Origin of the sequence: Nocardioides lianchengensis, assembly GCF_900101465.1 — a bacterium.
In the GTDB taxonomy this organism is placed as follows: domain Bacteria; phylum Actinomycetota; class Actinomycetes; order Propionibacteriales; family Nocardioidaceae; genus Nocardioides; species Nocardioides lianchengensis.
Window position 1 is genome coordinate 265,080 of record NZ_FMZM01000006.1, and the last position, 23,925, is coordinate 289,004.

19 protein-coding genes and 1 tRNA gene are annotated in these 23,925 nt (G+C 71.7%); 11 read left to right on the forward strand and 9 right to left on the reverse strand.

The window, feature by feature from the left end:
- The first annotated feature begins 19 nt into the window (after positions 1-19).
- Entirely contained in the window at positions 20-1,456 is a 1,437-nt protein-coding gene (locus BLT76_RS12955) for a GuaB1 family IMP dehydrogenase-related protein (RefSeq protein ID WP_090856383.1), read from the forward strand.
- Here BLT76_RS12955 and BLT76_RS12960 read toward each other — a convergent pair.
- The 4 genes from BLT76_RS12960 to BLT76_RS12975 form a co-directional block, all read right to left on the reverse strand.
- Positions 1,422-3,179: a BCCT family transporter gene (locus BLT76_RS12960; protein ID WP_090856386.1), complete on the reverse strand. Its 1,758-nt coding sequence runs from the start codon at positions 3,177-3,179 to the stop codon at positions 1,422-1,424. The two genes, BLT76_RS12955 and BLT76_RS12960, sit on opposite strands and share 35 nt — an antisense overlap.
- Before the next feature lie 69 nt (positions 3,180-3,248).
- Complete coding sequence (locus tag BLT76_RS12965; protein ID WP_170867044.1) at positions 3,249-4,118, reverse strand: DICT sensory domain-containing protein; 870 nt, start codon at positions 4,116-4,118, stop codon at positions 3,249-3,251.
- Between the two features lie 83 nt (positions 4,119-4,201).
- Positions 4,202-4,786, reverse strand: coding sequence for a LysR family substrate-binding domain-containing protein (locus BLT76_RS12970; protein ID WP_090856391.1), 585 nt, complete (start codon positions 4,784-4,786; stop codon positions 4,202-4,204).
- Between the two features lie 222 nt (positions 4,787-5,008).
- The gene (locus BLT76_RS12975) at positions 5,009-7,333 is read right to left on the reverse strand and encodes a glycoside hydrolase family 3 C-terminal domain-containing protein (protein WP_090856653.1); all 2,325 of its coding nucleotides are present in this window, start codon (positions 7,331-7,333) and stop codon (positions 5,009-5,011) included.
- Between the two features lie 36 nt (positions 7,334-7,369).
- Here BLT76_RS12975 and BLT76_RS12980 point away from each other — a divergent pair, with 36 nt between their 5' ends.
- Positions 7,370-8,767, forward strand: a complete 1,398-nt coding sequence (locus BLT76_RS12980) for a phospholipase D-like domain-containing protein (RefSeq protein ID WP_170867045.1) — start codon at positions 7,370-7,372, stop codon at positions 8,765-8,767.
- Between the two features lie 128 nt (positions 8,768-8,895).
- Here the strand turns inward: BLT76_RS12980 and BLT76_RS12985 are convergent.
- Positions 8,896-8,981, reverse strand: a tRNA-Leu gene (locus BLT76_RS12985).
- Positions 8,982-9,060: 79 nt separating this feature from the next.
- Here BLT76_RS12985 and BLT76_RS12990 point away from each other — a divergent pair.
- Positions 9,061-10,389 carry a M20/M25/M40 family metallo-hydrolase gene (locus tag BLT76_RS12990; RefSeq protein ID WP_090856398.1) on the forward strand — a complete coding sequence of 443 codons (1,329 nt, stop codon included), beginning with the start codon at positions 9,061-9,063 and terminating at the stop codon, positions 10,387-10,389.
- Between the two features lie 94 nt (positions 10,390-10,483).
- Here the strand turns inward: BLT76_RS12990 and BLT76_RS12995 are convergent, their stop codons facing one another.
- Both BLT76_RS12995 and BLT76_RS13000 read right to left on the reverse strand, forming a co-directional pair.
- Complete coding sequence (locus BLT76_RS12995) at positions 10,484-10,702, reverse strand: DUF5703 family protein (RefSeq protein WP_090856401.1); 219 nt, start codon at positions 10,700-10,702, stop codon at positions 10,484-10,486.
- A 24-nt stretch (positions 10,703-10,726) separates the two neighbouring features.
- The gene (locus BLT76_RS13000; RefSeq protein ID WP_090856404.1) at positions 10,727-11,686 is read right to left on the reverse strand and encodes an aldo/keto reductase; all 960 of its coding nucleotides are present in this window, start codon (positions 11,684-11,686) and stop codon (positions 10,727-10,729) included.
- Positions 11,687-11,770: 84 nt separating this feature from the next.
- On the opposite strand from BLT76_RS13000, the gene BLT76_RS13005 reads away from it, so the two are divergent.
- Positions 11,771-12,595, forward strand: a complete 825-nt coding sequence (locus BLT76_RS13005; protein ID WP_090856407.1) for an undecaprenyl-diphosphate phosphatase — start codon at positions 11,771-11,773, stop codon at positions 12,593-12,595.
- 40 nt (positions 12,596-12,635) lie between these two features.
- The gene (locus BLT76_RS13010; RefSeq protein ID WP_090856410.1) at positions 12,636-14,276 is read left to right on the forward strand and encodes a methyl-accepting chemotaxis protein; all 1,641 of its coding nucleotides are present in this window, start codon (positions 12,636-12,638) and stop codon (positions 14,274-14,276) included.
- Between the two features lies 1 nt (position 14,277).
- On the opposite strand, the gene corA is transcribed toward BLT76_RS13010, so the two are convergent.
- A complete protein-coding gene (corA, locus tag BLT76_RS13015; protein WP_090856413.1) occupies positions 14,278-15,258 on the reverse strand; it encodes a magnesium/cobalt transporter CorA in 981 nt (326 codons plus the stop codon).
- A 43-nt stretch (positions 15,259-15,301) separates the two neighbouring features.
- Here corA and BLT76_RS13020 point away from each other — a divergent pair, with 43 nt between their 5' ends.
- From BLT76_RS13020 to BLT76_RS13040, 5 genes are read left to right on the forward strand one after another with little or no spacing between them, the layout of a single operon-like run.
- Positions 15,302-16,033 (forward strand): histidine phosphatase family protein, encoded by a 732-nt coding sequence (locus tag BLT76_RS13020; protein WP_090856416.1) that lies wholly within the window; start codon positions 15,302-15,304, stop codon positions 16,031-16,033.
- Between the two features lie 10 nt (positions 16,034-16,043).
- Positions 16,044-16,619 carry a DUF3090 domain-containing protein gene (locus tag BLT76_RS13025; RefSeq protein ID WP_090856419.1) on the forward strand — a complete coding sequence of 192 codons (576 nt, stop codon included), beginning with the start codon at positions 16,044-16,046 and terminating at the stop codon, positions 16,617-16,619.
- The gene (locus BLT76_RS13030) at positions 16,616-17,386 is read left to right on the forward strand and encodes an SCO1664 family protein (protein WP_090856422.1); all 771 of its coding nucleotides are present in this window, start codon (positions 16,616-16,618) and stop codon (positions 17,384-17,386) included. The genes BLT76_RS13025 and BLT76_RS13030 overlap by 4 nt, the downstream gene beginning before the upstream one ends.
- A 24-nt stretch (positions 17,387-17,410) precedes the next feature.
- On the forward strand, positions 17,411-18,649 hold the full coding sequence (mshC, locus tag BLT76_RS13035) for a cysteine--1-D-myo-inosityl 2-amino-2-deoxy-alpha-D-glucopyranoside ligase (RefSeq protein WP_090856425.1): 1,239 nt from the start codon (positions 17,411-17,413) through the stop codon (positions 18,647-18,649).
- Between the two features lie 2 nt (positions 18,650-18,651).
- Positions 18,652-19,170, forward strand: coding sequence for a hypothetical protein (locus BLT76_RS13040; protein ID WP_090856428.1), 519 nt, complete (start codon positions 18,652-18,654; stop codon positions 19,168-19,170).
- Positions 19,171-19,196: 26 nt separating this feature from the next.
- On the opposite strand, the gene BLT76_RS13045 is transcribed toward BLT76_RS13040, so the two are convergent.
- On the reverse strand, positions 19,197-20,045 hold the full coding sequence (locus BLT76_RS13045; RefSeq protein WP_090856432.1) for a PAC2 family protein: 849 nt from the start codon (positions 20,043-20,045) through the stop codon (positions 19,197-19,199).
- Between the two features lie 140 nt (positions 20,046-20,185).
- On the opposite strand from BLT76_RS13045, the gene metH reads away from it, so the two are divergent.
- The gene (gene metH / locus BLT76_RS13050; RefSeq protein WP_090856435.1) at positions 20,186-23,920 is read left to right on the forward strand and encodes a methionine synthase; all 3,735 of its coding nucleotides are present in this window, start codon (positions 20,186-20,188) and stop codon (positions 23,918-23,920) included.
- Positions 23,921-23,925: the final 5 nt, after the last annotated feature.

Genomic DNA, 23,925 nt, shown 5'->3' on the forward strand with positions numbered 1-23,925 from the left:
GGGCGTAGATTTCCCGCACGTGCGTTTCCTCGACGGTGCGGTTCCCCCGTACGACCTGACCTACGACGACGTCTACATGGTGCCCCGCCACTCCGCGGTGGCCAGCCGGTACGACGTCGACCTCGCCACCAGCGACGGCACGGGCGCGACCCTGCCGATCGTGGTGGCCAACATGACCGCCATCGCCGGCAAGCGGATGGCCGAGACGGTCGCCCGCCGCGGCGGCCTGGTGGTGATCCCGCAGGACATCCCGATCCCGGTGGTCGCCGACGTGGTGCGCTGGGTCAAGCAGCGGCACCTGGTCTTCGACACCACGATCGAGCTGGCGCCCGAGGCGACCGTGGGGGAGGCGCTCGCGCTGATCCCGAAGCGGTCGCACCGGGCCGCGGTCGTGGTCGAGGACGGCCGGCCGGTCGGCATCGTGACCGCCGCCGACTGCGCGGAGGTGGACCGGTTCGCCCAGGTCCAGCAGGTGATGACGCCACCCCGCGTCGTCGTACCGGCTGACACGGACGCGCGCACCGTCTTCGACGCCATCGACACCGCCCGGGCCGGGCTCGCGGTCGGAGTCGATGCCGACGGGCGCCTGGTCGGCGTCCTGACCCGCACCGGTGCGCTGCGAGCCACCCTCTACACACCCGCGGTCGACGCCTCCGGCGGTCTCCGGATCGCGGCCGCGGTCGGGGTGAACGGCGACGTCGCCGACAAGGCCGCCCGGCTGCTCGAGGCGGGCGTGGACGTGCTGGTCGCCGACACCGCGCACGGACACCAGGACCGGATGATCGACGCGCTGCGCGCGATCCGGTCCGTGGCTCCGGCGGTCCCGGTCGTCGCCGGCAACGTCGTGTCCGCCGAGGGCACCCGTGCCCTAATCGAGGCGGGTGCCGACATCGTGAAGGTCGGTGTCGGCCCGGGCGCCATGTGCACCACCCGGATGATGACGGGCGTCGGTCGCCCGCAGTTCTCGGCCGTCCGCGAGTGCGCCGCCGAGGCCCGCTCGCTCGGCAGGCACGTGTGGGCCGATGGGGGAGTCCGGCACCCGCGCGACGTGGCGCTGGCCCTGGCCGCGGGCGCGTCCAGTGTCATGGTCGGCTCCTGGTTCGCCGGCACCCACGAGTCGCCGGGCGACCTGCTCGAGGACTCCGACGGCCGGGCCTACAAGGTCTCCTTCGGCATGGCCTCGGCCCGCGCGGTCGCGAACCGGACGTCGGCGGAGTCGTCGTACGACCGGGCGCGCAAGGCGCTCTACGAGGAGGGCATCTCCTCGTCGCGGATGTACCTCGACCCGCAGCGGCCCGGGGTCGAGGACCTCATCGACGCGATCTGCTCCGGCGTACGCAGTGCCTGCACGTACGCCGGAGCAGCGACGCTCGAGGACTTCCACGAGCGGGCGCTGGTCGGCCTCCAGTCGGCCGCCGGATTCAGCGAGGGGCGTCCGCTCTCGACGTCGTGGTAGCCGCCGGGTCCTGCTCGGTGGAGATCACGAAGTCGTCACCGTGCTCGGTCACGCCGGCGATCACGGCCTGCTCGACGGCGTCGACGGCGTACTGACGCCGCACGACGACCGGGTCGGTCCGCAGGTCCATGACCAGCGAGACGCACAGCCCGATCACGACGAGCACGAACGGCACGGCTGCCACGATGGTCATGCTCTGCAGCCCGGAGAGCGCGTCCTCGCCGCCCGCGAGCAGCATCACGGCGGCGACGGCGCCGGTGGCCACGCCCCAGAAGATGACCGTGGCCCGACGGGGCTCGGTCGAACCGTGCTCGGACAGGGTGCCCATCACGATCGACGCCGCGTCGGCGCCCGAGACGAAGAAGATGCCGACGAGCACCATGACGACGATGCTGGCCAGGGTCGCGACGGGGTAGGCCTCGAGGGTCGTGAACAGCTGAGACTCCTCGCCGCCCGCCCCGGCGATGTCGGTGCCGAGCTGCTGCAGCTTGATCGCGGCGCCGCCGAAGATGCAGAACCAGACCAGGCTCACCAGACTCGGGACGAGCAGCACGCCCGTGACGAACTGGCGGATGGTCCGGCCGCGCGAGATGCGTGCGATGAACATGCCGACGAACGGCGTCCACGACATCCACCAGGCCCAGTAGAAGACGGTCCAGCCCTGGAGCCACTCGTTGGTGTCCTGGCCCTCGGCGCCGGTGCGGGCGGCCATCATCGGCAGGTCGCCGATGAAGCTGCCGACCGAGGTCGGGATGAGGTTGAGGATGAAGACGGTCGGGCCGACGATGAAGACGAAGAGAGCGAGCGCGACGGCGAGCACCATGTTGATGTTCGACAGCCACTGGATGCCCTTGGCCACCCCGGAGACGGCCGAGGCGACGAACGCGACCGTCAGGATCGCGATGATGCCGACCAGGAAGCCGTTGCCGACGTCGCCGAGGCTCGTGGTGATCTGCAGGCCGCTGCGGATCTGCAGCGCGCCGAGGCCCAGCGACGCGGCCGAGCCGAAGAGCGTCGCGAAGATGGCGAGCATGTCGATGACCTTGCCGCCGGGGCCGTGCGCGTGCTTGCCGAGCAGCGGCTCGAAGGCGGCCGAGATCAGCTGCAGCCGGCCCTTGCGGTAGACGCCGTACGCGATGGCCAGGCCGACGACGGCGTAGATGGCCCACGGGTGCAGGGTCCAGTGGAAGAGCGTGGTGGCCATCGCGTGCTGGACGGCTTCGGCGTTGTCCGCGCCGCCGGTGCCGGGCGGGGGCGCGGTGAAGTGGCTGATCGGCTCGCTGACGCCGTAGAACATCAGCCCGATGCCCATGCCGGCGCTGAACATCATCGCGATCCACGAGACGGTGCGGAACTCCGGCTCCTCGCCGTCGCGGCCGAGCGTGATGGCGCCGTACCTGCTGAGCGCGATCCAGATCACGAAGACCACGAGCGCGCTCGCGGTGAGGACGAACAGCCAGCCGGTGTTGCGCATGGTCCAGGTCAGCGACTGGTCGGAGACCTTCCCGAGCGAGTCCGTCCCGAGGAAGCCCCAGAGCAGGAAGGCCAGCGAGACGCCGGCGGTGACGCCGAAGACCAGGCGGTCCAGCCCGGGCCGACCTCCGTCGGGGCCGTACGACGACTGCTCGACGTCGAGCACCGGGTGCTGGTCGTGCTGGGGCACCGGGCTGCCGACGGAGCCCGTGGTGTGTTGGTCAGAGGCAGGGCGTTGGAACGTGGTCACCGGATGATGGTGTCCACGCTGCGACGGCCTCACACCTCCGGGTGAGGCTCCTCACCGGCGAGGACGACGTCAGCCCTGCCGGTCGAGGTAGGTGACCACCCGGTTGAAGAGCCGCGCGCTGGCCGACGGGTCGAGCGGCCGCGACGACGGCTCGGCCAGCTGGCGCACGAGCAGCTCGGCGCCGGGCGCGCCGACCGCGAGGCTGGTCGCCGCGCACACCCGGCTGGCGTTCCGCACGGCCCGCGGGTCGACGGTCCAGATCGCCTCGAACTCCCGGTCCTGGTCACCGATGCCGGCCTGACCGGGCAGCTCCCAGGCGGTGAGCAGCGCCGGAAGGCCGTGGGCGTCGCAGACCACGAACCACTCGCGCCGCAGCGGCGACTCCGCCGTGAGCCGCACGCGTACGGCGCGCTCGCCCGGCAGCGGTCCGTCGAAGTCGGCCATCACCAGGGTCGCCCGGGCCGTGGTCGCCAGGTCCTCCCAGCGGTCGCGCACCGGCTCGTAGAAGCGCCGCTTCTGGAACCCGCCGAAGAGCACCGGCTGGTCGGCGCGGGCGCAGAACTCGTCCTCGATGGCTCGGGAGAGGGCGGAGACGGTCGCCTTGCGCAGCCGGTGCACCTCGAGGTGCGGGCTGCGGCGCCGCACCTCGGCGAAGACCGACGGAGCGCTGCGCCCGTCGGGCTGCTGGGCCTCGGCGATCGCGGTCTCGAGCCGGGTGCCCGCCTCCCGCTGGCGCAGCACGGTGAGCACGGCCTCGACGACGGATGCGTCGTAGCGGCGGTGCCCGCTCGGGAGCCGGTGCGGGACGGGGAACCCGTGCCGCTGCTCCCAGGTGCGCAGGGTCGCGACCGAGACGCCGGTCATCCTGCTGATCTCGCCGATGCTGAGTCCACCGTTGGGTGGTGCACCGCCGCCGATGGTGGGCGCGTCAGCGCGCACCTCTTCCCGAGAATCCCCCATGAAACGAATCACATCATGACCGAACGGATGATTCATACCCGCGGGGGTTCGGCTATAGGGCCTCAGGTTCGCGAGCTGCGCTCGGACCGGCCGCGGACGATCCCGATGAAGGTCTGGACCCGCGGGTCCTCGTCGTCGACCCGCCAGGCCAGTCCGACCTTGGTGGTCGGCAGATCGGTGACCGGCCGATGCACGACGTCCTTGCGGTGGTGGAGGCGGGCGACGGCCATCGGCAGCAGGACCACGCCGGTGCCGGACGCCACGACCTCGATCGCGTCACGCACCGACATCGGCGGCCAGTCGAGCTGCTCCGCCGCGGGCACCCAGCCCGAGTCGTGGGGGAGCACCAGCTGCTCGTCGGCCAGGTCGGCGAGCGTGACCTCGTCCACCACCGACACGAGGTGCTCGCGACCGACCACGGCGACGGCGATCTCGTCGTACAACGGGATCAGGTGGAGACCCTCGCGGTCGACGGGCAGCCGGACCAGGCACATGTCGAGCGTGCGATCACGCAGCCCCGCCTCCTGCTCGGCCTGCTCCACGGGCACCAGCTCCAGCGGGATCCGGGAGCGGTCGCGCCAGGTGCGCGCCCACTTGTCCGGGGTCGCCCCGGTGACGAAGCCGACGCGGAAGGGGGGTGCAGACACTCCTGGAGCGTAGTGCCTGGCGTTGCGACCGCACGGGCCGCGGGCACCGATCGGCGCGTCCACTGGCGGTCGGGACAGACCAAGGGCCGCGGTCCCGAGGGGACCGCGGCCCGGCCGGCAGTCCCAGGCGCACTGGGGGGGTGTGTTCCCGAGACCACTGGTGCGATGGTGCCCGATCCGCTCCCGGGTATTCGCCCCTCGCCGAGAAAATTCTCTGCGGCATCAAGCCAAGGGCGTCTTGACGTCTCGGCGGCGCCCTCGCAGGGCCGACGGCACGGCCCACGGTCGGCCGTTGACCAGCGCCAGCAACGCGTCCACCGCGGGCCAGCGCAGCTTGCCGCCGGAGAAGATGGCGACCGACCTGAGGGGCAGCTCCTCCAGGGAGCGCTCCAGCATCAGCCGCAGGGTCTCGTCGTCGCCGGCCGCCTGGTTCAGGGGCGCGGCGGCGATCAGGGCCCGGCGCAGCAGTCGCCCCACCCGGGTCGTGGCGAGCTCGCCGACGGTCGACTCCCGGGTGAACGGCCGGAGCGCTCGCGGCACCGGCACCGGTCGACCCAGCCGGCGCGCGAAGGCGGCGTCGGTCGTCGCGACGGGCGGGGTGTCGGCGAGCTCTGGCGCGGAGTCGACGCCACCCGTGACCTGGACGGTGAGTGTCGCGACCACCTCGGCGCTCGAGCGGGCCACCTCGACGTCGTACCGGCCGGACGGGGTGGCCCAGTCCCCGCGCTCGACGTCGTAGAACGCGAACGCCCGCGCGGGCACCTCGAGCTCGACCCGTCGGCTCTCGCCCGGCACGAGACGGACCCGGGCGTACGCCGTGAGCTCGCGCCGGGGGCGCAGCACCACGCCGGTCCGGTCGTGAAGGTAGACCTGCACGACGTCGGACGCCGCACGGTCCGTTCGGTTGGTGACGGTGACGGTCACCGACAAGGTCTCGCCGGCCGTGAGCACGTCGCGGTCGACGGTGGCCGCGGACCAGTCGGGCCGGACGTACCCGAGGCCGTGACCGAAGGGGTACGCCGGCGCGACGTCCGCCGTCGTGTGGTGCCGGTAGCCAACGAAGAGGCCCTCGCGGTGCTCGACCTGGTGGGGATGGCCGGGGAACCAGGGATCCGACGCGACGTCGGCGAGGGCCGCGGGCCACGACTCCGCCAGCCGCCCCGCGGGCTCGACGTCGCCGTACAGGACGTCGGCCAGGGCGGCGCCGGTCGCCTGTCCGCCCAGGTGCCCGGTGAGCACGGCGGCCACCCGGTCGTGCCAGGGCAGCCGGACCGGTCCGCCGGCCGACAGGACCACCACGGTCCGCGGGTTGGCGGCGCTGACCTGCTCGACGAGGGCGTCGTGCTCGGGCGGCAGGTCGAGGCCCGGCCGGTCGAAGCCCTCGCTCTCGTGGGTCGGCGGCAGGCCGACCAGCACGACGGCGACGTCGGCCGTCGCGGGGTCGTCCACGAGGGTGACCCCGCGCGCGGTCAGCGCCTCGCGGGCGGTGGTCAGCCGGGTGGGGGTCACCAGGGAGCTGCCGCTGCCCTGGTAGCGCGGACGGGCGGCGAAGTCGCCGAGCAGCGCCACGCTCAGTCCGGGCGCCAACGGCAGCAGCCCGTCGTTCTCCAGGACGACCGTCGCCTCGGCCGCCACCCGCCGGGCCAGGGCGTCGTGGGCGGCGATCGGCAGCTCCGGCCGCTCCCCGGTCGGGCAGCGGGCGAGGAGGTCCAGGACCCGCTGCGCCGAGGTCTCGACGGCCGCGGCCGGGAGGACACCCGACTCGACCGCCTCGCACACGTCTCGGTCGAACAGGCCACGGCTGGTCGGCATCTCCAGGTCCATGCCGGCCGCGATGCCGCGGGTCCGGTCGCTCACCGCGCCCCAGTCGCTCATCACGAGCCCGTCGAAGCCCCACTCCTCGCGCAGGATCGTGGTGAGCAGCTGGTGGTGCTCGGTCGCGTGCTCCCCGTTCACCGAGTTGTACGACGCCATCACGGTCCAGGGGCGACTCACGCGCACCGCGTGCTCGAAGCCGGCCAGGTACAGCTCGCGCAGTGTGCGCTCGTCGACGATGGCGTCGACCACGAACCGGTGCGACTCCTGGTTGTTGACCGCGAAGTGCTTCAGGCACGCCCCGACGCCTCGGGACTGGATCCCCTCGACCATGGCGGTCGCCAGGTGGCCAGTGAGCAGCGGGTCCTCCGAGAAGTACTCGAAGTTCCGGCCGCCCAGGGGGTGCCGCTTGATGTTGAGCCCGGGACCCAGGACCACGTCGACGCCGAGGGCACGCGCCTCCAGCCCGATCGCGGCGCCGACCTCGCGAGCGCGGGCGTCGTCCCACGTGCACGCCAGGGTGGCGGCGGGCGGGAAGCAGGTGGCCGGGACGCTGTCGCCGAAGCCGAGGTGGTCGCCGCCCTCGGGCTGCACCCGCAGACCGTGGGGACCGTCACTGAGCATCGCGGGCCCTGCTCCGTCGACCTTCTCGGTGCGCCACTCGTCGTGACCGGACAGCAGGCGCACCTGCTCACGCAGCGAAAGATCGGACGCGCGCACGCTCGGGATCATGAGCCGCACCCTAGATCCCTTTACACTCCCGCTGTGATGAGCTGGAGATCTCGGTCCTCGACGATGCTGGTGACCGTGCTGGGTGTGACGGTGCTGTCCGTCGTCCCCGCCGCGAGCACCGCGACCGCTGTGGCCCCGGTCGCGGCCGTGGCGGCCTCGGCCGCCGCGCCGGCCGCGGCGCCTGCGGCTGCTCCCGCCGCCGCCCCGGCGGTGGCGAAGGCGAAGGCGAAGGCGAAGAAGAAGCCCAAGCGTCGCTGGAAGCCGCCGCGCGGCGCGGTCTTCAACAACCCCAAGGGCTCGCCGAAGGCCCGGGTCGCGATCGTGGCCCGCATCCGCGACGCCATCAAGCACACCCGGCGCGGCGAGACGATCCGCTTCGCGAGCTACTCGATGGACCGGGCCGACGTCGCCGACCTGCTCATCAGGGCGCACAAGCGCGGCGTCAACGTCCAGATGGTCTTCAACGACAACACCACGAGCAAGACGCAGGCCCGCCTGCAGAAGGCACTGGGCAAGAACCGCAAGAAGCCCAGCTTCCTCATCTACTGCAAGGGCTCGTGCCGCAACGGGCCCGGCGGCAATCTGCACACGAAGGTCTACTCGTTCAGCCGCAGCGGCGCCTCCAAGCACGTGATCATCACGTCCTCGGCCAACCTGACCTACGGCGCTGCCTTCGCTCAGTGGAACGACGGCTACACGATCCGCAACGACCGCCGCCTGTTCCGCACCTGGGTGCGGGTCTTCCGCCAGCTGATCCGCGACCGGAAGACGACCCCGCGCTACATCGGCTACAGCTCCCCGACCACCTCCGTCTCCTTCCAGCGGGAGCTGGCGCGTTCCCAGGGCGGCACGGTGGAGGTGAGGAAGGCCAAGACGACCAGCGGCGACCCGGTCATCCAGCGGCTCTCCAAGATCGGCTGCGCAGCCCCTCGCGGCTACGGCATCAACGGCCGCACCGTCGTCAAGATCATCGTCTACGCCTGGTACGGCGAGCGCGGCGACACCATCGCCCGCAAGGTGGCCGACCTGAAGCGGCAGGGTTGCGACGTACGCGTGATCGGGAGCGTGCTGGGTGCCTCGAGCCAGGGCATCCTGCAGCGCGCGGGCATCCCGGTCAGGGCCGCTGACTGGGACTTCGGCGACAAGCCCTCCACGGGCAACGAGGACGAGATCGTCTACGGCCCGCGCTGCTACTCCCACTACAAGTTCTTCACCGTCAGCGGTGCCTACGACGGCAAGGCGCTGCGCGCGGTGTGGACCGGGTCCGAGAACTGGTCGCGCATCTCGTTCGGCAACGACGAGCTCACGCTGCGCCTCAACGGCAAGCCGGTCTACTCGCGCTACACCGCGCGCTTCGACTCGATGTGGAAGGACCCCAACGCGACCCACACGGCCGGGATCGAGCCCACCCGGCGGCCCTGCGCCCGCAGCTGACCGGGACCCGGCTCCCGACGCCACGAAGGGGCGCCACCGCGTGAGCGGTGGCGCCCCTTCGTCGTACCCGGAGCCCGTCGAGAGAGCCCGGAAATGAAGAAAGGCCCCGTGGAGCCGGGGCCTTCCAGTGTCCGAGGGGGGACTTGAACCCCCACGCCCGATAAAGGGCACTAGCACCTCAAGCTAGCGCGTCTGCCAATTCCGCCACCCGGACGAGTGCGGGTGAAAACCTAGCAAAGGGTGGGCCGAAACGCCGCATCGGGGTGGCACCGGCGGGGTGACATGCTGGGGCCATGTCGAACACCCCCGCGAACGACGTTCCCGAGGCCGCGCCGGACCCCGCCGGTGAGGTGGTCGAGCTCTGCCGCGAGCTGATCCGCATCGACACCTCCAACTACGGCGACCAGGACGGTCCGGGGGAGCGCAAGGCCGCCGAGTACGTCGCCACGCTGCTCGACGAGGTCGGCATCGAGTCGCGGCTCTACGAGCCCGAGCCCGGTCGTACGTCGGTCGTCGCGCGCTGGGGCGGGACGAGCGGGGACGGGCTCCTGCTGCACGGACACCTCGACGTCGTCCCGGCCGCGGCCGAGGACTGGCAGGTCGACCCGTTCAGCGGCGAGATCCAGGACGGGTACGTCTGGGGTCGCGGCGCCGTCGACATGAAGGACTTCGACGCGATGCTGCTGTCCGTCGTACGGGCCCGGCAGCGGGCCGGGCGGGTGCCCGAGCGGCCGGTCGTGCTCTGCTTCACCGCAGACGAGGAGGCGGGCGGCCACAAGGGCGCCCAGGTGCTGGTCGACGAGCACCCCGACGAGTTCGAGGGGGTGACCGAGGCGGTCGGCGAGGTCGGCGGGTTCAGCACCACCGTCCGCGGCCGCCGGATGTACCTCGTCGAGGCCGCCGAGAAGGGCATGGCCTGGATGCGGCTCACCGCCCGGGGCCGAGCCGGCCATGGATCGATGCTCAACACCGACAACGCCGTCTCCCGGCTGACCGCTGCGGTCGCCCGGATCGGCGCCTACCAGTGGCCGGTCCGGCTGACGCCCACGATGGAGGTGCTCCTCGCGTCGGTCGGCGAGCTGGCCGGGGTGGAGGCCACCCCCGAGAACGCCCCCGCCCTCATCGAGGAGTTCGGGGGCGCGGCACGGATGCTCGGCGCCGTCATCAGCAACACCACCAACCCGACGATGCTCAGCGCCGGCTACAAGGTCAACGTCATCCCGACCGAGGCCACCGCCCACGTGGACGGCCGGTTCCTGCCGGGCTTCGAGGACGAGTTCTTCGCGACCCTGGCCGAGCTGGTCGGCGAGGGGATCGAGATCGAGCACCTGTCCCACCAGCAGCCCTGGGAGACGCCGTACGACGGCGACCTGGTCGGCGCCATGCACCGCTCGATCCTGGCCGAGGACCCCGAGGCGATCATCGCGCCGTACCTCATGAGCGGCGGCACCGACGCCAAGCACTTCCGCAGGCTGGGCATGCGCTCCTACGGCTTCGCGCCGCTGAAGCTCCCGGCCGAGCTCGACTTCACCGCGCTCTTCCACGGCGTCGACGAGCGGGTGCCCGTCGATGCGCTCGAGTTCGGTGCGCGCGTGTTCGACCGGTTCCTCGACGACGTCTGAGGGGCACGGACGCGGGCTGGTGGGGTTCGCCGTTTGTGACCAAACGGCACCATGTGAGCGCTCACATGGCGCCGTTTGGTCACAAACAGCGAACTCAGGCGGTGCGGACGGCGCGGATGATCTTCCGCCGCAGGATCACCCGTCGTACGCCGTCGGCGCCGATCCGGACCCGGTCGAGCTCCCACCCGCCGTGCTCGGCGCGCTCGACCAGCAGCTTCGTGACCACGCCGCGGGGGAACTCCCGCGAGAACGTGACCTTGTCGAACTCCCACTCCACGCCCCGACCGGGCGCCTGACGGTGTGCACGTGACATGCCTACCCCCTCCACAAGATCCCGCTAGGCGAGATCCGGACCACTGACGTCGTCGAGCGCGTCGACGATCTCGGCCGGCAGGGTCAGGTCCTCGACGCTGAGGGCTCCCTGCAACTGGGCGGCGGTGCGCGCGCCCACGATCGGTGCGGTGACGCCGGGCCGGTCGCGCACCCAGACCAGGGCGACCTCCAGGGGGGTCCAGCCCAGGCCCTCGGCCGCGCGTGCGACGGCCTCCACGATGCCTGCGGACCGGTCGGTGAGGTAGGTGCCGACGAACGAGGCGAAGTGGCGCGAGGCGGCGCGCGAGTCCGACGGGGTGCCGGAGCGGTACTTGCCGGTCAGCACACCCCGGCCCAGCGGGGACCACGGCAGCACGCCGAGGCCGAGCGCGGCGCAGGCGGGCAGCACCTCGTGCTCGACGTGCCGGCTGAGCAGCGAGTACTCCACCTGCGTCGAGGCCAGCACCGCCCGGCCCGGGACGGCGCGCTGCCAGGTGGCGGCCTGGGCCGTCTGCCACCCGGAGTAGTTGGAGATCCCGACGTACGACGCCCGCCCGGACGTGACCGCGAGGTCGAGAGCGGTCAGCGTCTCCTCGAGCGGTACGTCGTCGGACCAGATGTGCACCTGCCACAGGTCGACGTGCTCGACGCCGAGCCGGCGCAGCGAGGCATCGAGGGTCCGCAGCAGGTGGCCGCGCGAGACGTCGTACGCCCGGCCGCCGCCGCGGGTGCCGCTGATGCCGGCCTTGGTGGCCAGGACGACGTCGTCGCGGCCGACCACGTCGCCGAGGAGGCTGCCGATCAGCTCCTCGGACGCGCCGTTGCCGTAACCGGCCGCGGTGTCCAGGAGGGTGCCGCCCGCCTCGGTGAAGGCGACCAGCTGGTCGCGGGCCTCGTGCTCGTCCGTGTCACGTCCCCACGTCATCGTCCCGAGACCGAGACGGGACACCCGGAGCCCTGTGGCGCCCAACGACCTGTGCTGCATGGCGACAAGGTAGTAGGCAACACCACACCCTCAGTCGACGGCTCGCCCACCGAACGCCGGTCGGCGTCCGTAGGATCGCCTCCCGTGTGGGACTTCTTCGAGGCCGTCGTGCTCGGCACCATCCAGGGCCTGACCGAGTTCCTGCCGATCTCCAGCAGCGCGCACCTCCGGATCTTCCCGGAGATGTTCGGCTGGGGTGACCCGGGCGCGGCGTTCACCGCCGTCATCCAGATCGGGACCGAGCTGGCGGTGCTCATCTACTTCCGCGAGGACATCTGGCGGATCGGGTCGACCTGGCTCAAGAGCCTGGTGAGGCCGGAGTACCGCGGGCACCTCGACGCCCGGATGGGCTGGTTCATCATCATCGGCTCGCTGCCGATCGTGCTGCTCGGCGTCGCGCTGAAGGACGTGATCGAGCAGGACTTCCGCAGCCTGTGGATCATCGGGACGACGCTGATCGTGCTCGGGGTGATCCTCGGCATCGCCGACCGGGTCAGCCGGAGCAACAAGCAGATCAAGCAGATCACGCTCCGCGACGCCGTCCTCATGGGCGTGGCGCAGGCCTGCGCGCTCGTCCCCGGGGTCTCGCGCTCGGGCGCCACGATCTCGATGGGCCGGTTCCTCGGCTACGAGCGGGAGGCCGCCACCCGCTACGCGTTCCTGCTGGCCATCCCGGCCGTCGTCGGCGCCGGCCTCTTCGAGCTCAAGGAGATCCCGCACGGCGACAACACCTACGGCTGGGGCCCGACCATCGTCGCCACGGTCATCTCGTTCGTCGTCGGGTACGCCGCGATCGCCTGGCTGCTGCGCTACGTCTCCACGAAGTCGTACACGCCGTTCGTGCTCTACCGCGTCGCCCTCGGCGCGCTGGTCCTGGTGCTGGTCGCGACCGGAGTCCTGAACGCCTGATCGCACTCAGGTCCGGGTGGCGCCGGCCGATGCCCCGGGCATGACCTCCTCTCGGCCTGCCCTGACCGGCGCCGCGCGCCTCGGCGTGCGCGGCAAGATCCTCTGCGTCGGCGCCGTCGGTGTCGTCGCGGCGCTGCTGGTCGGCGTCATCGGCATCCAGAACGCCCGCTCCTCGGAGAGCCACGCCCGCGACGTCCAGGAGCTGCAGGGCCTGGTGGCCGCGGTCAAGGAGGTCAACTTCTACAACGCCGACGTCACCGGCTGGCAGCTCGGCTACGCGTGGGACGTCCGCCGGCTCTCGCCGTCGGTGGCGATCGACCCGAAGTCGGCGAACCGGGCCGGCTTCCTCACCAGCGTGGCCGGCCTCCGGGAGCAGCTGGACGCGATGCCGACCGAGGTGATGAGCGCGGGGGAGCGGGAGCAGTTCGACCGGATCAGCGCGCTCTGGGACCAGTTCTTCGCGGCCGACGACCAGGTCGTCGAGGCCTACCGTGTCGGCACCGCCGCCGCCGTGGACCGCGGCGACCAGCTGATCCTCGACCAGGTCTACGCCATCTACGGCGAGATCGTGGAGCTCACCGGGACCATGGTGACCAGCGTCCTCGAGCGGACCGACGCCCTCACCGAGGAGTCGGTGGACGCCGCCGGCGCCGCCCAGCGGCTGGTCTTCCTCGTGCTGGCGCTCGGCGCGCTGATCGTCGCGGCGTTCGCCCTCTTCTCCGCGGGCCGGATCGTCCGCGGTCTCGACGTCGTACGACGGGCTCTGCACGCCTTCGCGGCCGGGGACCTGACCGCCCGGGCCGAGGTGCGGACCCGGGACGAGGTGGGCGAGATGGCCGCGTCGTACGAGGAGGCGCGGGTCGCCGTCGCGGCGATCGTCGGCAAGGTCGCGGGCTCCGCGGACGCCGTCGCCGGCGCGTCGGAGGAGCTGTCGGCCTCGTCGCACCAGATCGCCGCGGGTGCGGAGGAGACGTCCGTCCAGGCCGGTGTGGTGTCCGGTGCCGCGGACGAGGTGTCGCGCAACGTCGGGACCGTCGCCGCCGGTGCGGAGGAGATGGGCGCCTCGATCCGCGAGATCGCCCACTCCGCCAACGAGGCCGCCCGGGTCGCGGCCGAGGCCGTCACCACCGTGGAGGTCACCAACGAGACCGTCGCCAAGCTCGGCACGTCCAGCCAGGAGATCGGCGCGGTCGTCAAGACGATCACCTCGATCGCGGAGCAGACCAACCTGCTGGCCCTGAACGCGACCATCGAGGCCGCTCGCGCCGGTGAGGCCGGCAAGGGCTTCGCGGTCGTGGCCAACGAGGTCAAGGAGCTGGCCCAGGAGACCGCCCGGGCGACCGAGGACATCGCCAAGCGGGTGGAGGCGATCCAGGCCGACACCTCCGGTGCCGTCGTGGCGATCGGTGAGATCGCCGAGATCATCACCAGCATCAACGACTACCAGAACACCATCGCCGCGGCGGTCGAGGAGCAGACCGCCACGACCAACGAGATGTCCCGCAACGTCGCCGAGGCCTCCACCGGCTCCGGGGAGATCGCGACCAACATCTCGGGTGTCGCGACCGCGGCCGAGGGCACGACGCAGGCGGTCAACCAGACGCTGACCGCGATCGCCGAGCTGGCCTCGATGGCCGCCGAGCTGCGCGCCGACGTCGCCAGCTTCACGCTGGACGCCTGACCTAGAGCCAGCCGGACCGCTTGAACAGCACCCACAGCCCGCCCGCCACCGCGCCCATGAGCAGCAGGGCGAAGGGGTAGCCGAGGGTCCAACCGAGCTCGGGCATGTGCTCGAAGTTCATGCCGTAGATCCCGGCGATCAGGGTGGGGACGACGACCAGCGCGGCGCCGGCCGAGATCTTGCGCATGTCGTCGTTCTGCTGGACCGAGATCTGGGCCAGGTGCGCCTCGAAGGCCGACGAGAGCAGGGTCTCCAGGCTGTCGCCGACCTCGTTGGCCTGGGTGAGGTGGTCGAGGACGTCGCGGAAGAAGGGCCGGGCCTCCGCGGGTACGGCGGGCACCTCGCCGCTGGAGAGCCGGCGCATCGGCTCGCGCAGCGGCTGCACGGCCCGTCGTACCTCGGCGAGCTCGCGCTTGAGGGTGTAGATCCGGGCGGAGTCCTTGGTGCGCTCGGGCGAGAAGACGGAGGTCTCGACCTCGTCGACGTCGATCTCGAGCTCGCGGACGACGTCGAGGTAGCCGTCCACCACGGTGTCGCAGACGGCGTACATGACCGAGCCGGGGCCGTGCGTGAGCAGCTCGGGCTGGGCCTCGAGCTGGCTACGGGCGCTGCGGAGCTGGGAGCCGCGGCCGTGCCGGACGGTCACGACGAAGTCGCGGCCGAGGAAGATGTTGATCTCGCCGGTCTCGACGGCGTCGTCCTCGTCGACGTACCAAAGCGTCTTGAGGACCAGGAACAGACTGTCGGCGTACTTCTCGAGCTTGGGGCGCTGGTGGGCCTGGACGGCGTCCTCGACGGCGAGCGGGTGCAGCCCGAAGGCCTCCGCGACCTCGCTGAGCTCGTGCTCGCTGGGCCGGTAGAGGCCCAGCCAGACGAAGTCGCCGGGGCTCTCGACACCGGCGCGGAGCTTGTCGAACTCGTGGGGAGCGCAGTCGAGGTCGACACGGGTGCCGCCCCGGTAGAGGGCGCTGTCGACGATCACGGGGCCACGCTAGCGCCGGGACGGTCCGGCTACAGTCCGCGACATGGCAACGGTCATCCTGGTCCGGCACGGTCGGACCACCGCGAACGCCTCGGGAGTGCTCGCCGGGCGCACCGCCGGTGTGAAGCTCGACGAGACCGGGCGGGGGCAGGCGGCGCGGACGGGGGAGCGGCTCGCCGTCGTCCCCCTCACCGCCGTGGTCACCAGCCCGCTGGAGCGCTGCCGTCAGACCGCACGCGCGCTGCTGGAGCAGCAGACGGGCGAGCCGGCGACCCTGGTCGAGCGCGGGATCACCGAGTGCGACTACGGCGAGTGGCAGGGCCGCCCGCTGCGCGAGCTGGCCAAGGAGAAGCTCTGGAGCGTCGTGCAGGCCCAGCCGTCGGCCGCGACGTTCCCCGGCGGCGAGTCGATGACCACCATGCAGGCCCGGTCGGTCGCCGCCGTACGACGCCTCGACGCCGCGTTCGAGGCCGAGCACGGGCCGGGCGCGGTGTGGGTGGCGGTCAGCCACGGCGACATCATCAAGTCGGTGCTGGCCGACGCGCTCGGGATGCACCTCGATCTGTTCCAGCGGATCAACGTTGACCCCGCGTCGGTCTCGATCGTCCGCTACACCGAGTCGCGGCCCTACGTGCTGGCCACCAACACCCACGCGGGTGACCTGGGCTGGCTGGTGCCGCCCAAGCCGACCCGCAAGGGCCGCGGCCGTCGTACCACCGACGCCGCCGTGGGCGGCGGGGCCGGTCCTGTTCCCGCCTCTGGGGCGACGTCCTAGGGTGAGTGGCATGCCCCTCGTCCACGGCTTCGACCCGCCGGAGCGCTTCGTCACCGGCACGGTCGGCCCGCCCGGGTCCCGCACCTTCTTCCTGCAGGCCCGCAGCGGCGCCCGGCTCGTCAGCGTGTCGCTGGAGAAGCAGCAGGTCGCCGCCCTGGCCGAGCGCGTCGACGAGCTCCTCGACGACGTGCTGTCGAGCGAGGACCACGAGTCGGTGATCCCGGCCGTCGCGCCGCTCGGCCTCGACGACACCGCGCCCCTCGAGCAGCCGATCGAGGAGGAGTTCCGCGCCGGCACCATGACGCTGTCCTGGGACCCCGCCGACGAGCGCGTCGTGATCGAGGTGTTCCCGTTCAGCGAGGCGGCCGTGGTCAGCCCCGACCAGCTCGACGAGGACATCATCGAGCCGGACCCGGAGGAGGTCCTCGTCGTCCGGCTCCCGCCGGGGGCGGCGCGGGCCTTCGTCAAGCGCAGCGAGCAGGTGCTCGAGGCGGGTCGCCCCAGCTGCCCGTTCTGCGGCAACCCGATCGATCCTGACGGGCACCTCTGCGTGCGCGCCAACGGCTTCCGCAGACGGGACCCGTGAGGGACGCGAGCCCGGACCTGCTCGAGGGGGAGCTGGTCCTCGGCGGGCGGATCATGCCCGCCTCGAACGCCACCTTCCTCGGGTCCATCGGCGAGACGCAGGTCGTCTACAAGCCGGTGGCGGGGGAGCGGCCCCTGTGGGACTTCCCCGACGGCGACCTGGCCGGTCGCGAGCGGGCGGCGTACCTCGTCTCCGAGGAGCTCGGCTGGGACGTCGTCCCGCAGACCTGGCTGCGCGACGGCCCGCACGGACCGGGGATGGTCCAGTGCTGGCAGGAGGTCGACGCCGCCCAGGAGGCCGTGACGCTCGTGCCCGAGGGGCAGGTGCCGGACGGGTGGCGGCACGTCTTCGACGGCATCGACGGGCGCGACCTGCCCGTCTCGCTCGTGCACGAGGACTCGGCCCCGTTGCGCCGGATGGCCGTCTTCGACGTCGTGGTCAACAACGCCGACCGCAAGGGCGGGCACGTGCTGGAGATGGCCGGGGGACACCGCTACGGCGTCGACCACGGCATCGCGTTCCACGCCGAGCACAAGCTGCGGACGGTGCTGTGGGGCTGGCTGGGGGAGCCGCTGAGCGACGACGAGGTCGAGGCGGTGCGGGCCCTCGGGGTCGCGGCCCGCGGGCCGCTCGGCGACGCGCTCGCCCCGCTGCTGACCGACCGCGAGATCGACGCGTTCGGGCGGCGCTGCCGCCGGCTCGCCGACCACGGCGTGATGCCCGTCCCCCGGGGCGAGTACCCCGCGGTCCCGTGGCCGCCGTTCTGACCGGCCTCCTCTAGAGTTCACGTCATGCGTGCCTGGCCCTCCCCGGAGATCCCGACCCTGCCGGTGGCGGGTCCGCCCGTGTCTCTCCACGACACGGCCTCGGGAGGGCGGGTCACGACCCGCCCCGACGGGGTCGCGCGGCTCTACGTCTGCGGCATCACGCCGTACGACGCCACCCACCTGGGCCACGCCGCGACGTACCTCGCCTTCGACCTGCTCAACCGGGCCTGGCGCCACGCCGGCCACGACGTCACCTACGTCCAGAACGTCACCGACGTCGACGACCCGCTGCTGGAGCGGGCCACCAAGGTCAAGGTCGACTGGGTCGAGCTGGCCGAGCGCGAGACCGAGCTCTTCCGCCAGGACATGACGGCGCTGCGCGTGCTGCCGCCGGCGCACTACGTCGGCGCAGTCGAGTCGATCCCGCTCGCGGTGGAGCTGATCGAGCGGCTGCAGGCCGCCGGAGCCGTCTACCGCGTCGAGAACGACCTCTACATGTCGGTGACCGCCGACCCCGCGTTCGGCGCCGAGTCCGGCCTGGACCGCGAGGAGATGCTCCGGATCTTCCCCGAGCGCGGCGGCGACCCGGACACCCCCGGAAAGAAGGACCCGCTCGACTGCGTGCTGTGGCGCGGCGAGCGCGAGGGCGAGCCGTCGTGGCCCAGCCCGTTCGGACCCGGACGACCCGGCTGGCACATCGAGTGCGCGGCCATCGCGATGCACCACCTCGGCGGCGCGTTCGACGTCCAGGGCGGCGGCAGCGACCTGGTCTTCCCGCACCACGAGATGTGCGCCGGCCACGCGCAGGTCGCCGTACCCGGGACGCCGTTCGCGCAGGTCTACGCGCACGCCGGCATGGTCGCGTACGACGGCGAGAAGATGTCCAAGTCGCGCGGCAACCTGGTCTTCGTCTCGGCGCTGCGCAACAGCGACGTCGACCCGATGGCCATCCGCCTCGCGCTGCTGCGCCACCACTACCGCTCCGACTGGGAGTGGACCGACGCCGAGCTCTGGGACGCCGTCGACGCGCTCGCCGACTGGCGCCGCGCGCTGGCCCTCGGCGCCGGTGCCCCGGCAGCGCCCGTGGTCGCCGAGGTGCTCGCCGCCGTCGCCGACGACCTCGACGCCCCGCGCGCCGTCGCCGCGATCGAGGGCTGGGTCCGCGCCACCCTCGGCACCGACGGACTCGCCGACACCACCGACCCCGACGCGGCGCTCGCCGTGCACGCCGTGCTCGACGCGGCGCTCGGCCTCGCGCTCTGACCGTGCCCACACCTCCTCCGGAGCTCGGCGAGCTGGCGCTCGAACGGGTCCGGGAGCGCATCTCGGCGTACGTCTACGGCAACATCCTGGTCCTGGCCGCGTTGGCCACGACCACCCCGCACAGCGTCGAGGACGGCCACGCCGCGCTCGTGGTCATCGCCACGACGGCGACCACCTTCCTCGCCCACGTGCTCGCGCACCTGGTCGCCCACCAGATCGGCGCGGACCACTCCGCGGGCGGTGCCGCCCCGGACCGGAGCTCGCTGCGCGACGCCCTGCCGATCGCCTCGTCCGGCTCGGTGCCGGCCCTGATCCTGCTCGTGGCCTGGCTCGGTCACCTGCCCCCGACCGGCGCGGTCCTCGTCTCCGCCGGCGTCGTCGTCGTCCGCCTCGCCGGCCTCGGCATGGTCACCAGCCGGTTCTCCGGACGCCGCAGTCGGCTCTCCGACCTCTGGATGGGGCTCGTGCTGGCGGTGCTCAGCGGGGTCGTGGTGGTGCTGAAGGTGTGGCTGACGCACTGAGGCGGCAGTCAGCGGACCCGACCGACTCAGCCCTCGTCCTGCCGCCGCTTCAGGTAGCGCTCGAACTCCCGCGCGATCGCCTCGCCGGACGCCTCGGGCAGGTCCGTGGTGTCGCGGGTCTCCTCGAGCGAGCGGACGTAGTCGGCGACGTCGGCGTCGTCCTCGGCGAGCTCGTCGACGCCGCGCTCCCAGGCGCGGGCGTCCTCCGGCAGGTCACCGAGCGGGATGCTCACCTCGAGAAGGTCCTCGAGCTGGCCGATCAGCGCCAGCGTCGCCTTGGGGCACGGCGGCTGGGCCACGTAGTGGGGCACCGCGGCCCAGTACGACACCGCGGGGATGTCGAGGCGGACACAAGCGTCCTGGAAGACCCCGACGATGCCGGTCGGCCCCTCGTACGTCGACTGCTCGAGCTTCAGCCGGTCGACCAGCTCCACCTCGGTGGCGGTGCCGGTCACCGGGATCGGGCGGGTGTGCGGGGTGTCGGCGAGCAGCGCCCCGAGGGTGATGACCAGCTCGCCGCCGAGCTCGTCGCACGCGGCCAGCAGCTCGGCGCAGAACTGCCGCCAGCGCATGTTGGGTTCGATGCCGCGCAGCAGGATGACGTCGCGGTCCAGGTCCGGGGGAGAGGCGATCGCAATCTGGGTGCTCGGCCAGGTGAGGCGGCGGTGGCCGTTCTCGTCGGTGCCGACGACCGGTCGGTTCACCTGGAAGTCGTAGAAATCCTCGGGATCGATGGCACCGACGACGCGGGCGTTCCAGACCTCCATCAGGTGGTCCACCACGGAGGACGCGACGTCGGCCGCGTCGTTCCAGCCCTCGAAGGCGGCGATCACCACGGGATCGATCAGGTCCGGGGCATCTTCGATCTCGATCACCGCACCAGCCTAGTCAGCCGCGGGGATTTCCACGGGTCGTCCGCCAAGTGTCACGATCTGGGAATGCTGTCCAGCCTGCGGACGCTGATTCCTAGGCTGGACGACGGCCGGCGCCCCGCCCGGCCCCGAGAGGAGCACCGTTGAGCGAGTTCGAGCCGCAGCTGCGTCCCGACTGCACCGAGGCGCTGGGCTCAGCCCTGCGCGAGCGGATCATGATCCTCGACGGCGCGATGGGGACGGCGATCCAGCGCGACCGGCCCGACGAGGCCGGCTACCGGGGCGAGCGGTTCGCCGACTGGCCCAGCGACCTCCAGGGCAACAACGACCTGTTGACCCTGACCCAGCCCGACATCATCGGCGGCATCCACCGCGAGTACCTCGAGGCCGGCGCCGACATCATCGAGACCAACACGTTCAACGCGAACGCGGTCTCCCTCGCCGACTACGGCATGGCCGAGCTCGCCTACGAGCTCAACCACGCTGCCGCCCGCCTGGCCCGCGAGACCGCCGACGCGGTCGCCACTCCCGACCGGCCCCGGTACGTCGCGGGCGCCCTGGGCCCGACCACGCGGACCGCGTCGATCTCGCCCGACGTCAACGACCCGGGCGCGCGCAACGTCTCCTACGACCAGCTCGTCGCGGCGTACCTCGAGGCCTCGCGGGGCCTCGTCGACGGCGGCGCCGACCTGATCATGATCGAGACGATCTTCGACACCCTCAACGCGAAGGCGGCCATCTTCGCCGTCGAGACGCTGTTCGAGGAGTACGGCCGCCGCTGGCCGGTGATCATCTCCGGCACCATCACCGACGCCTCCGGACGCACCCTGTCCGGCCAGGTCACGGAGGCGTTCTGGAGCTCCGTGCGTCACGTCGCCCCGCTCGCGGTCGGCCTGAACTGCGCGCTCGGCGCTAAGGAGATGCGCCCCTACATCGCCGAGATGGCGCGGATCGCCGACTCGTTCGTGTCCTGCTACCCGAACGCCGGCCTCCCCAACGCCTTCGGCGAGTACGACGAGTCCCCGGACGAGACCGCCGCGGTCGTGAGCGAGTTCGCGGACGCCGGGTTCGTGAACATCGTCGGCGGGTGCTGCGGCACCACCCCCGACCACATCGCGGCGATCGCCCGGTCCGTCGAGGGCAAGACCCGCCGTACGCCGGCCGAGGTGGCGCCCGCCATGCGGCTCTCCGGCCTCGAGCCGTTCACGATCGACGACGGCAGCCTGTTCGTGAACGTCGGCGAGCGGACCAACATCACGGGCTCCGCGAAGTTCCGCAACCTGATCAAGGCCGGCGACTACGACACCGGCCTCTCGATCGCCGCCCAGCAGGTCGAGAACGGCGCGCAGGTCATCGACGTCAACATGGACGAGGGCATGATCGACGGCGTCGCGGCCATGGACCGCTTCACCAAGCTCATCGCCAGTGAGCCGGACATCAGCCGGGTTCCGCTGATGATCGACTCCTCCAAGTGGGAGGTCATCGAGGCCGGGCTGAAGAACGTCCAGGGCAAGGCCATCGTGAACTCGATCTCTATGAAGGAGGGTGAGGACAAGTTCCGCGAGCAGGCGGCCCTGGTGCGCAAGTACGGCGCCGCCGCGGTCGTGATGGCCTTCGACGAGGACGGCCAGGCCGACAACCTGGAGCGTCGCAAGACGATCTGCGAGCGCGCCTACCGGATCCTGGTCGACGAGGTCGGCTTCCCTGCCGAGGACATCATCTTCGACCCGAACGTCTTCGCCGTCGCGACCGGCATCGAGGAGCACGCGTCGTACGGCCTGGACTTCATCGAGGCGACCCGCTGGATCAAGCAGAACCTGCCCGGCGCCAAGGTCAGCGGCGGCATCTCGAACGTCAGCTTCTCGTTCCGGGGCAACAACCCGGTGCGCGAGGCGATCCACGCCGTGTTCCTGTTCCACGCGATCGAGGCCGGCCTCGACATGGGCATCGTCAACGCCGGTGCGCTGGTGCCCTACACCGAGGTCGAGCCGGAGCTCCGGGACCGGATCGAGGACGTGATCCTCAACCGGCGTCCCGACGCGGCCGAGCGGCTGCTGGAGATCGCCGAGGCCCACAACAAGCAGGGCGAGGTCGTCGAGGCCGCGGCCGAGGAGTGGCGCTCCCTGCCGGTGGGCGAGCGGATCACGCACGCCCTGGTGAAGGGCATCGACGCACACGTCGAGGCCGACACCGAGGAGCTGCGCCAGGAGATCGCCGAGCGCGGCGGTCGCCCGATCGAGGTGATCGAGGGCCCCCTGATGTCCGGGATGGACGTCGTCGGCGACCTCTTCGGGGCCGGCAAGATGTTCCTGCCCCAGGTCGTGAAGTCGGCCCGGGTCATGAAGAAGGCCGTCGCCTACCTGATCCCGTACATCGAGCAGGAGAAGCTCGACAACCCCGCCCTGGCCACGGCCAAGGAGACCAACGGGACCATCGTGATGGCGACCGTGAAGGGCGACGTCCACGACATCGGCAAGAACATCGTCGGCGTGGTCCTGCAGTGCAACAACTACGAGGTCATCGACCTCGGCGTGATGGTGCCGGCCCAGAAGATCCTCGACACCGCCCAGGAGGTCGGCGCCGACATCATCGGCCTGTCCGGCCTGATCACCCCGTCGCTCGACGAGATGGTCACGATGGCGACCGAGATGCAGCGTCTCGGGCTCGAGATCCCGCTGCTGATCGGCGGCGCGACGACCTCGCGCGCCCACACGGCCGTCAAGGTCGACCCCAAGTACGACGGCCCCGTGGTCTGGGTCAAGGACGCCTCGCGCTCCGTGCCGACCGCCGCAGCGCTGCTCCACGAGACCCGGCGGGTCAAGCTGCTCGCCGACCTCAAGGACGACTACGACTCGCTGCGCACCCGGCACGCCGCCAAGAGCGACCGACCGCAGCTGTCGTACGCCGACGCCGTCGCCAACGCGACGCCGATCGACTGGTCGTCGTACACCCCGGTCGCGCCCCGCGAGCCCGGCGTCCACGTCCTCGCGGACTACGACATCGCCGAGCTGCGCGAGTACATCGACTGGCAGCCGTTCTTCAACGCGTGGGAGATGAAGGGGAAGTTCCCCGACATCCTCAACAGCCCGACGTCGGGTGAGACCGCCCGCAAGCTGTACGACGACGCCCAGGCCATGCTGGACCGGATCGTCGACGAGAAGTGGCTGACGGCTCGCGGGGTGTTCGGCTTCTTCCCGGCCGCTGCCGACGGCGACGACACGATCGTCTACACCAGCGACGACCGCACTGACGAGCTCACCCGGCTGCACCACCTGCGCCAGCAGGGCAAGCACCGCGAGGGCATCCCCAACCGCTCGCTCGGCGACTACGTCGCGCCCGCCTCGACCGGGCTGGCCGACCACGTCGGCGCGTTCGCGGTCACGGCCGGCATCGGTCTGCCCGAGCGGGTCCAGGCGTTCAAGGACGACCTCGACGACTACAACGCGATCCTGATCGAGTCCCTCGCGGACCGGCTCGCCGAAGCGTTCGCCGAGCGCCTGCACCAGCGGGTCCGCACCGAGTTCTGGGGTCACGTCTCCGACGAGCAGCTGTCCAACGCGGACCTGATCGCTGAGAGGTACTCCGGCATCCGCCCCGCCCCCGGCTACCCCGCCTGCCCGGACCACACCGAGAAGCAGACCCTGTGGGAGCTGCTCGACGTGTCGACCACGACCGGCATCGAGCTCACCGAGTCGATGGCCATGTGGCCCGGCGCCTCGGTCAGTGGCTGGTACTTCGGCCACCCCGACTCCCAGTACTTCGTCGTCGGCCGGCTCGCCCGCGACCAGGTCGCGTCGTACGCCGAGCGCAAGGGCTGGTCGCTCGCCGAGGCCGAGAAGTGGCTCTCGCCGAACCTGGGCTACGACCCCGATGACTGAGCCGA

What these genes read in the sequence shown, in the direction of transcription:
- mshC (WP_090856425.1), top strand. Translation starts at nt 17,411, where the DNA reads ATGCGTGCCTGGCCCTCCCCGGAGATCCCGACCCTGCCGGTGGCGGGT.
- BLT76_RS12990 (WP_090856398.1), top strand. Translation starts at nt 9,061, where the DNA reads ATGTCGAACACCCCCGCGAACGACGTTCCCGAGGCCGCGCCGGACCCC.
- BLT76_RS12975 (WP_090856653.1), bottom strand. Translation starts at nt 7,333, where the DNA reads ATGATCCCGAGCGTGCGCGCGTCCGATCTTTCGCTGCGTGAGCAGGTG.
- BLT76_RS12980 (WP_170867045.1), top strand. Translation starts at nt 7,370, where the DNA reads ATGAGCTGGAGATCTCGGTCCTCGACGATGCTGGTGACCGTGCTGGGT.
- BLT76_RS13020 (WP_090856416.1), top strand. Translation starts at nt 15,302, where the DNA reads ATGGCAACGGTCATCCTGGTCCGGCACGGTCGGACCACCGCGAACGCC.
- BLT76_RS13010 (WP_090856410.1), top strand. Translation starts at nt 12,636, where the DNA reads ATGACCTCCTCTCGGCCTGCCCTGACCGGCGCCGCGCGCCTCGGCGTG.
- BLT76_RS13025 (WP_090856419.1), top strand. Translation starts at nt 16,044, where the DNA reads ATGCCCCTCGTCCACGGCTTCGACCCGCCGGAGCGCTTCGTCACCGGC.
- BLT76_RS13000 (WP_090856404.1), bottom strand. Translation starts at nt 11,686, where the DNA reads ATGCAGCACAGGTCGTTGGGCGCCACAGGGCTCCGGGTGTCCCGTCTC.
- BLT76_RS12995 (WP_090856401.1), bottom strand. Translation starts at nt 10,702, where the DNA reads ATGTCACGTGCACACCGTCAGGCGCCCGGTCGGGGCGTGGAGTGGGAG.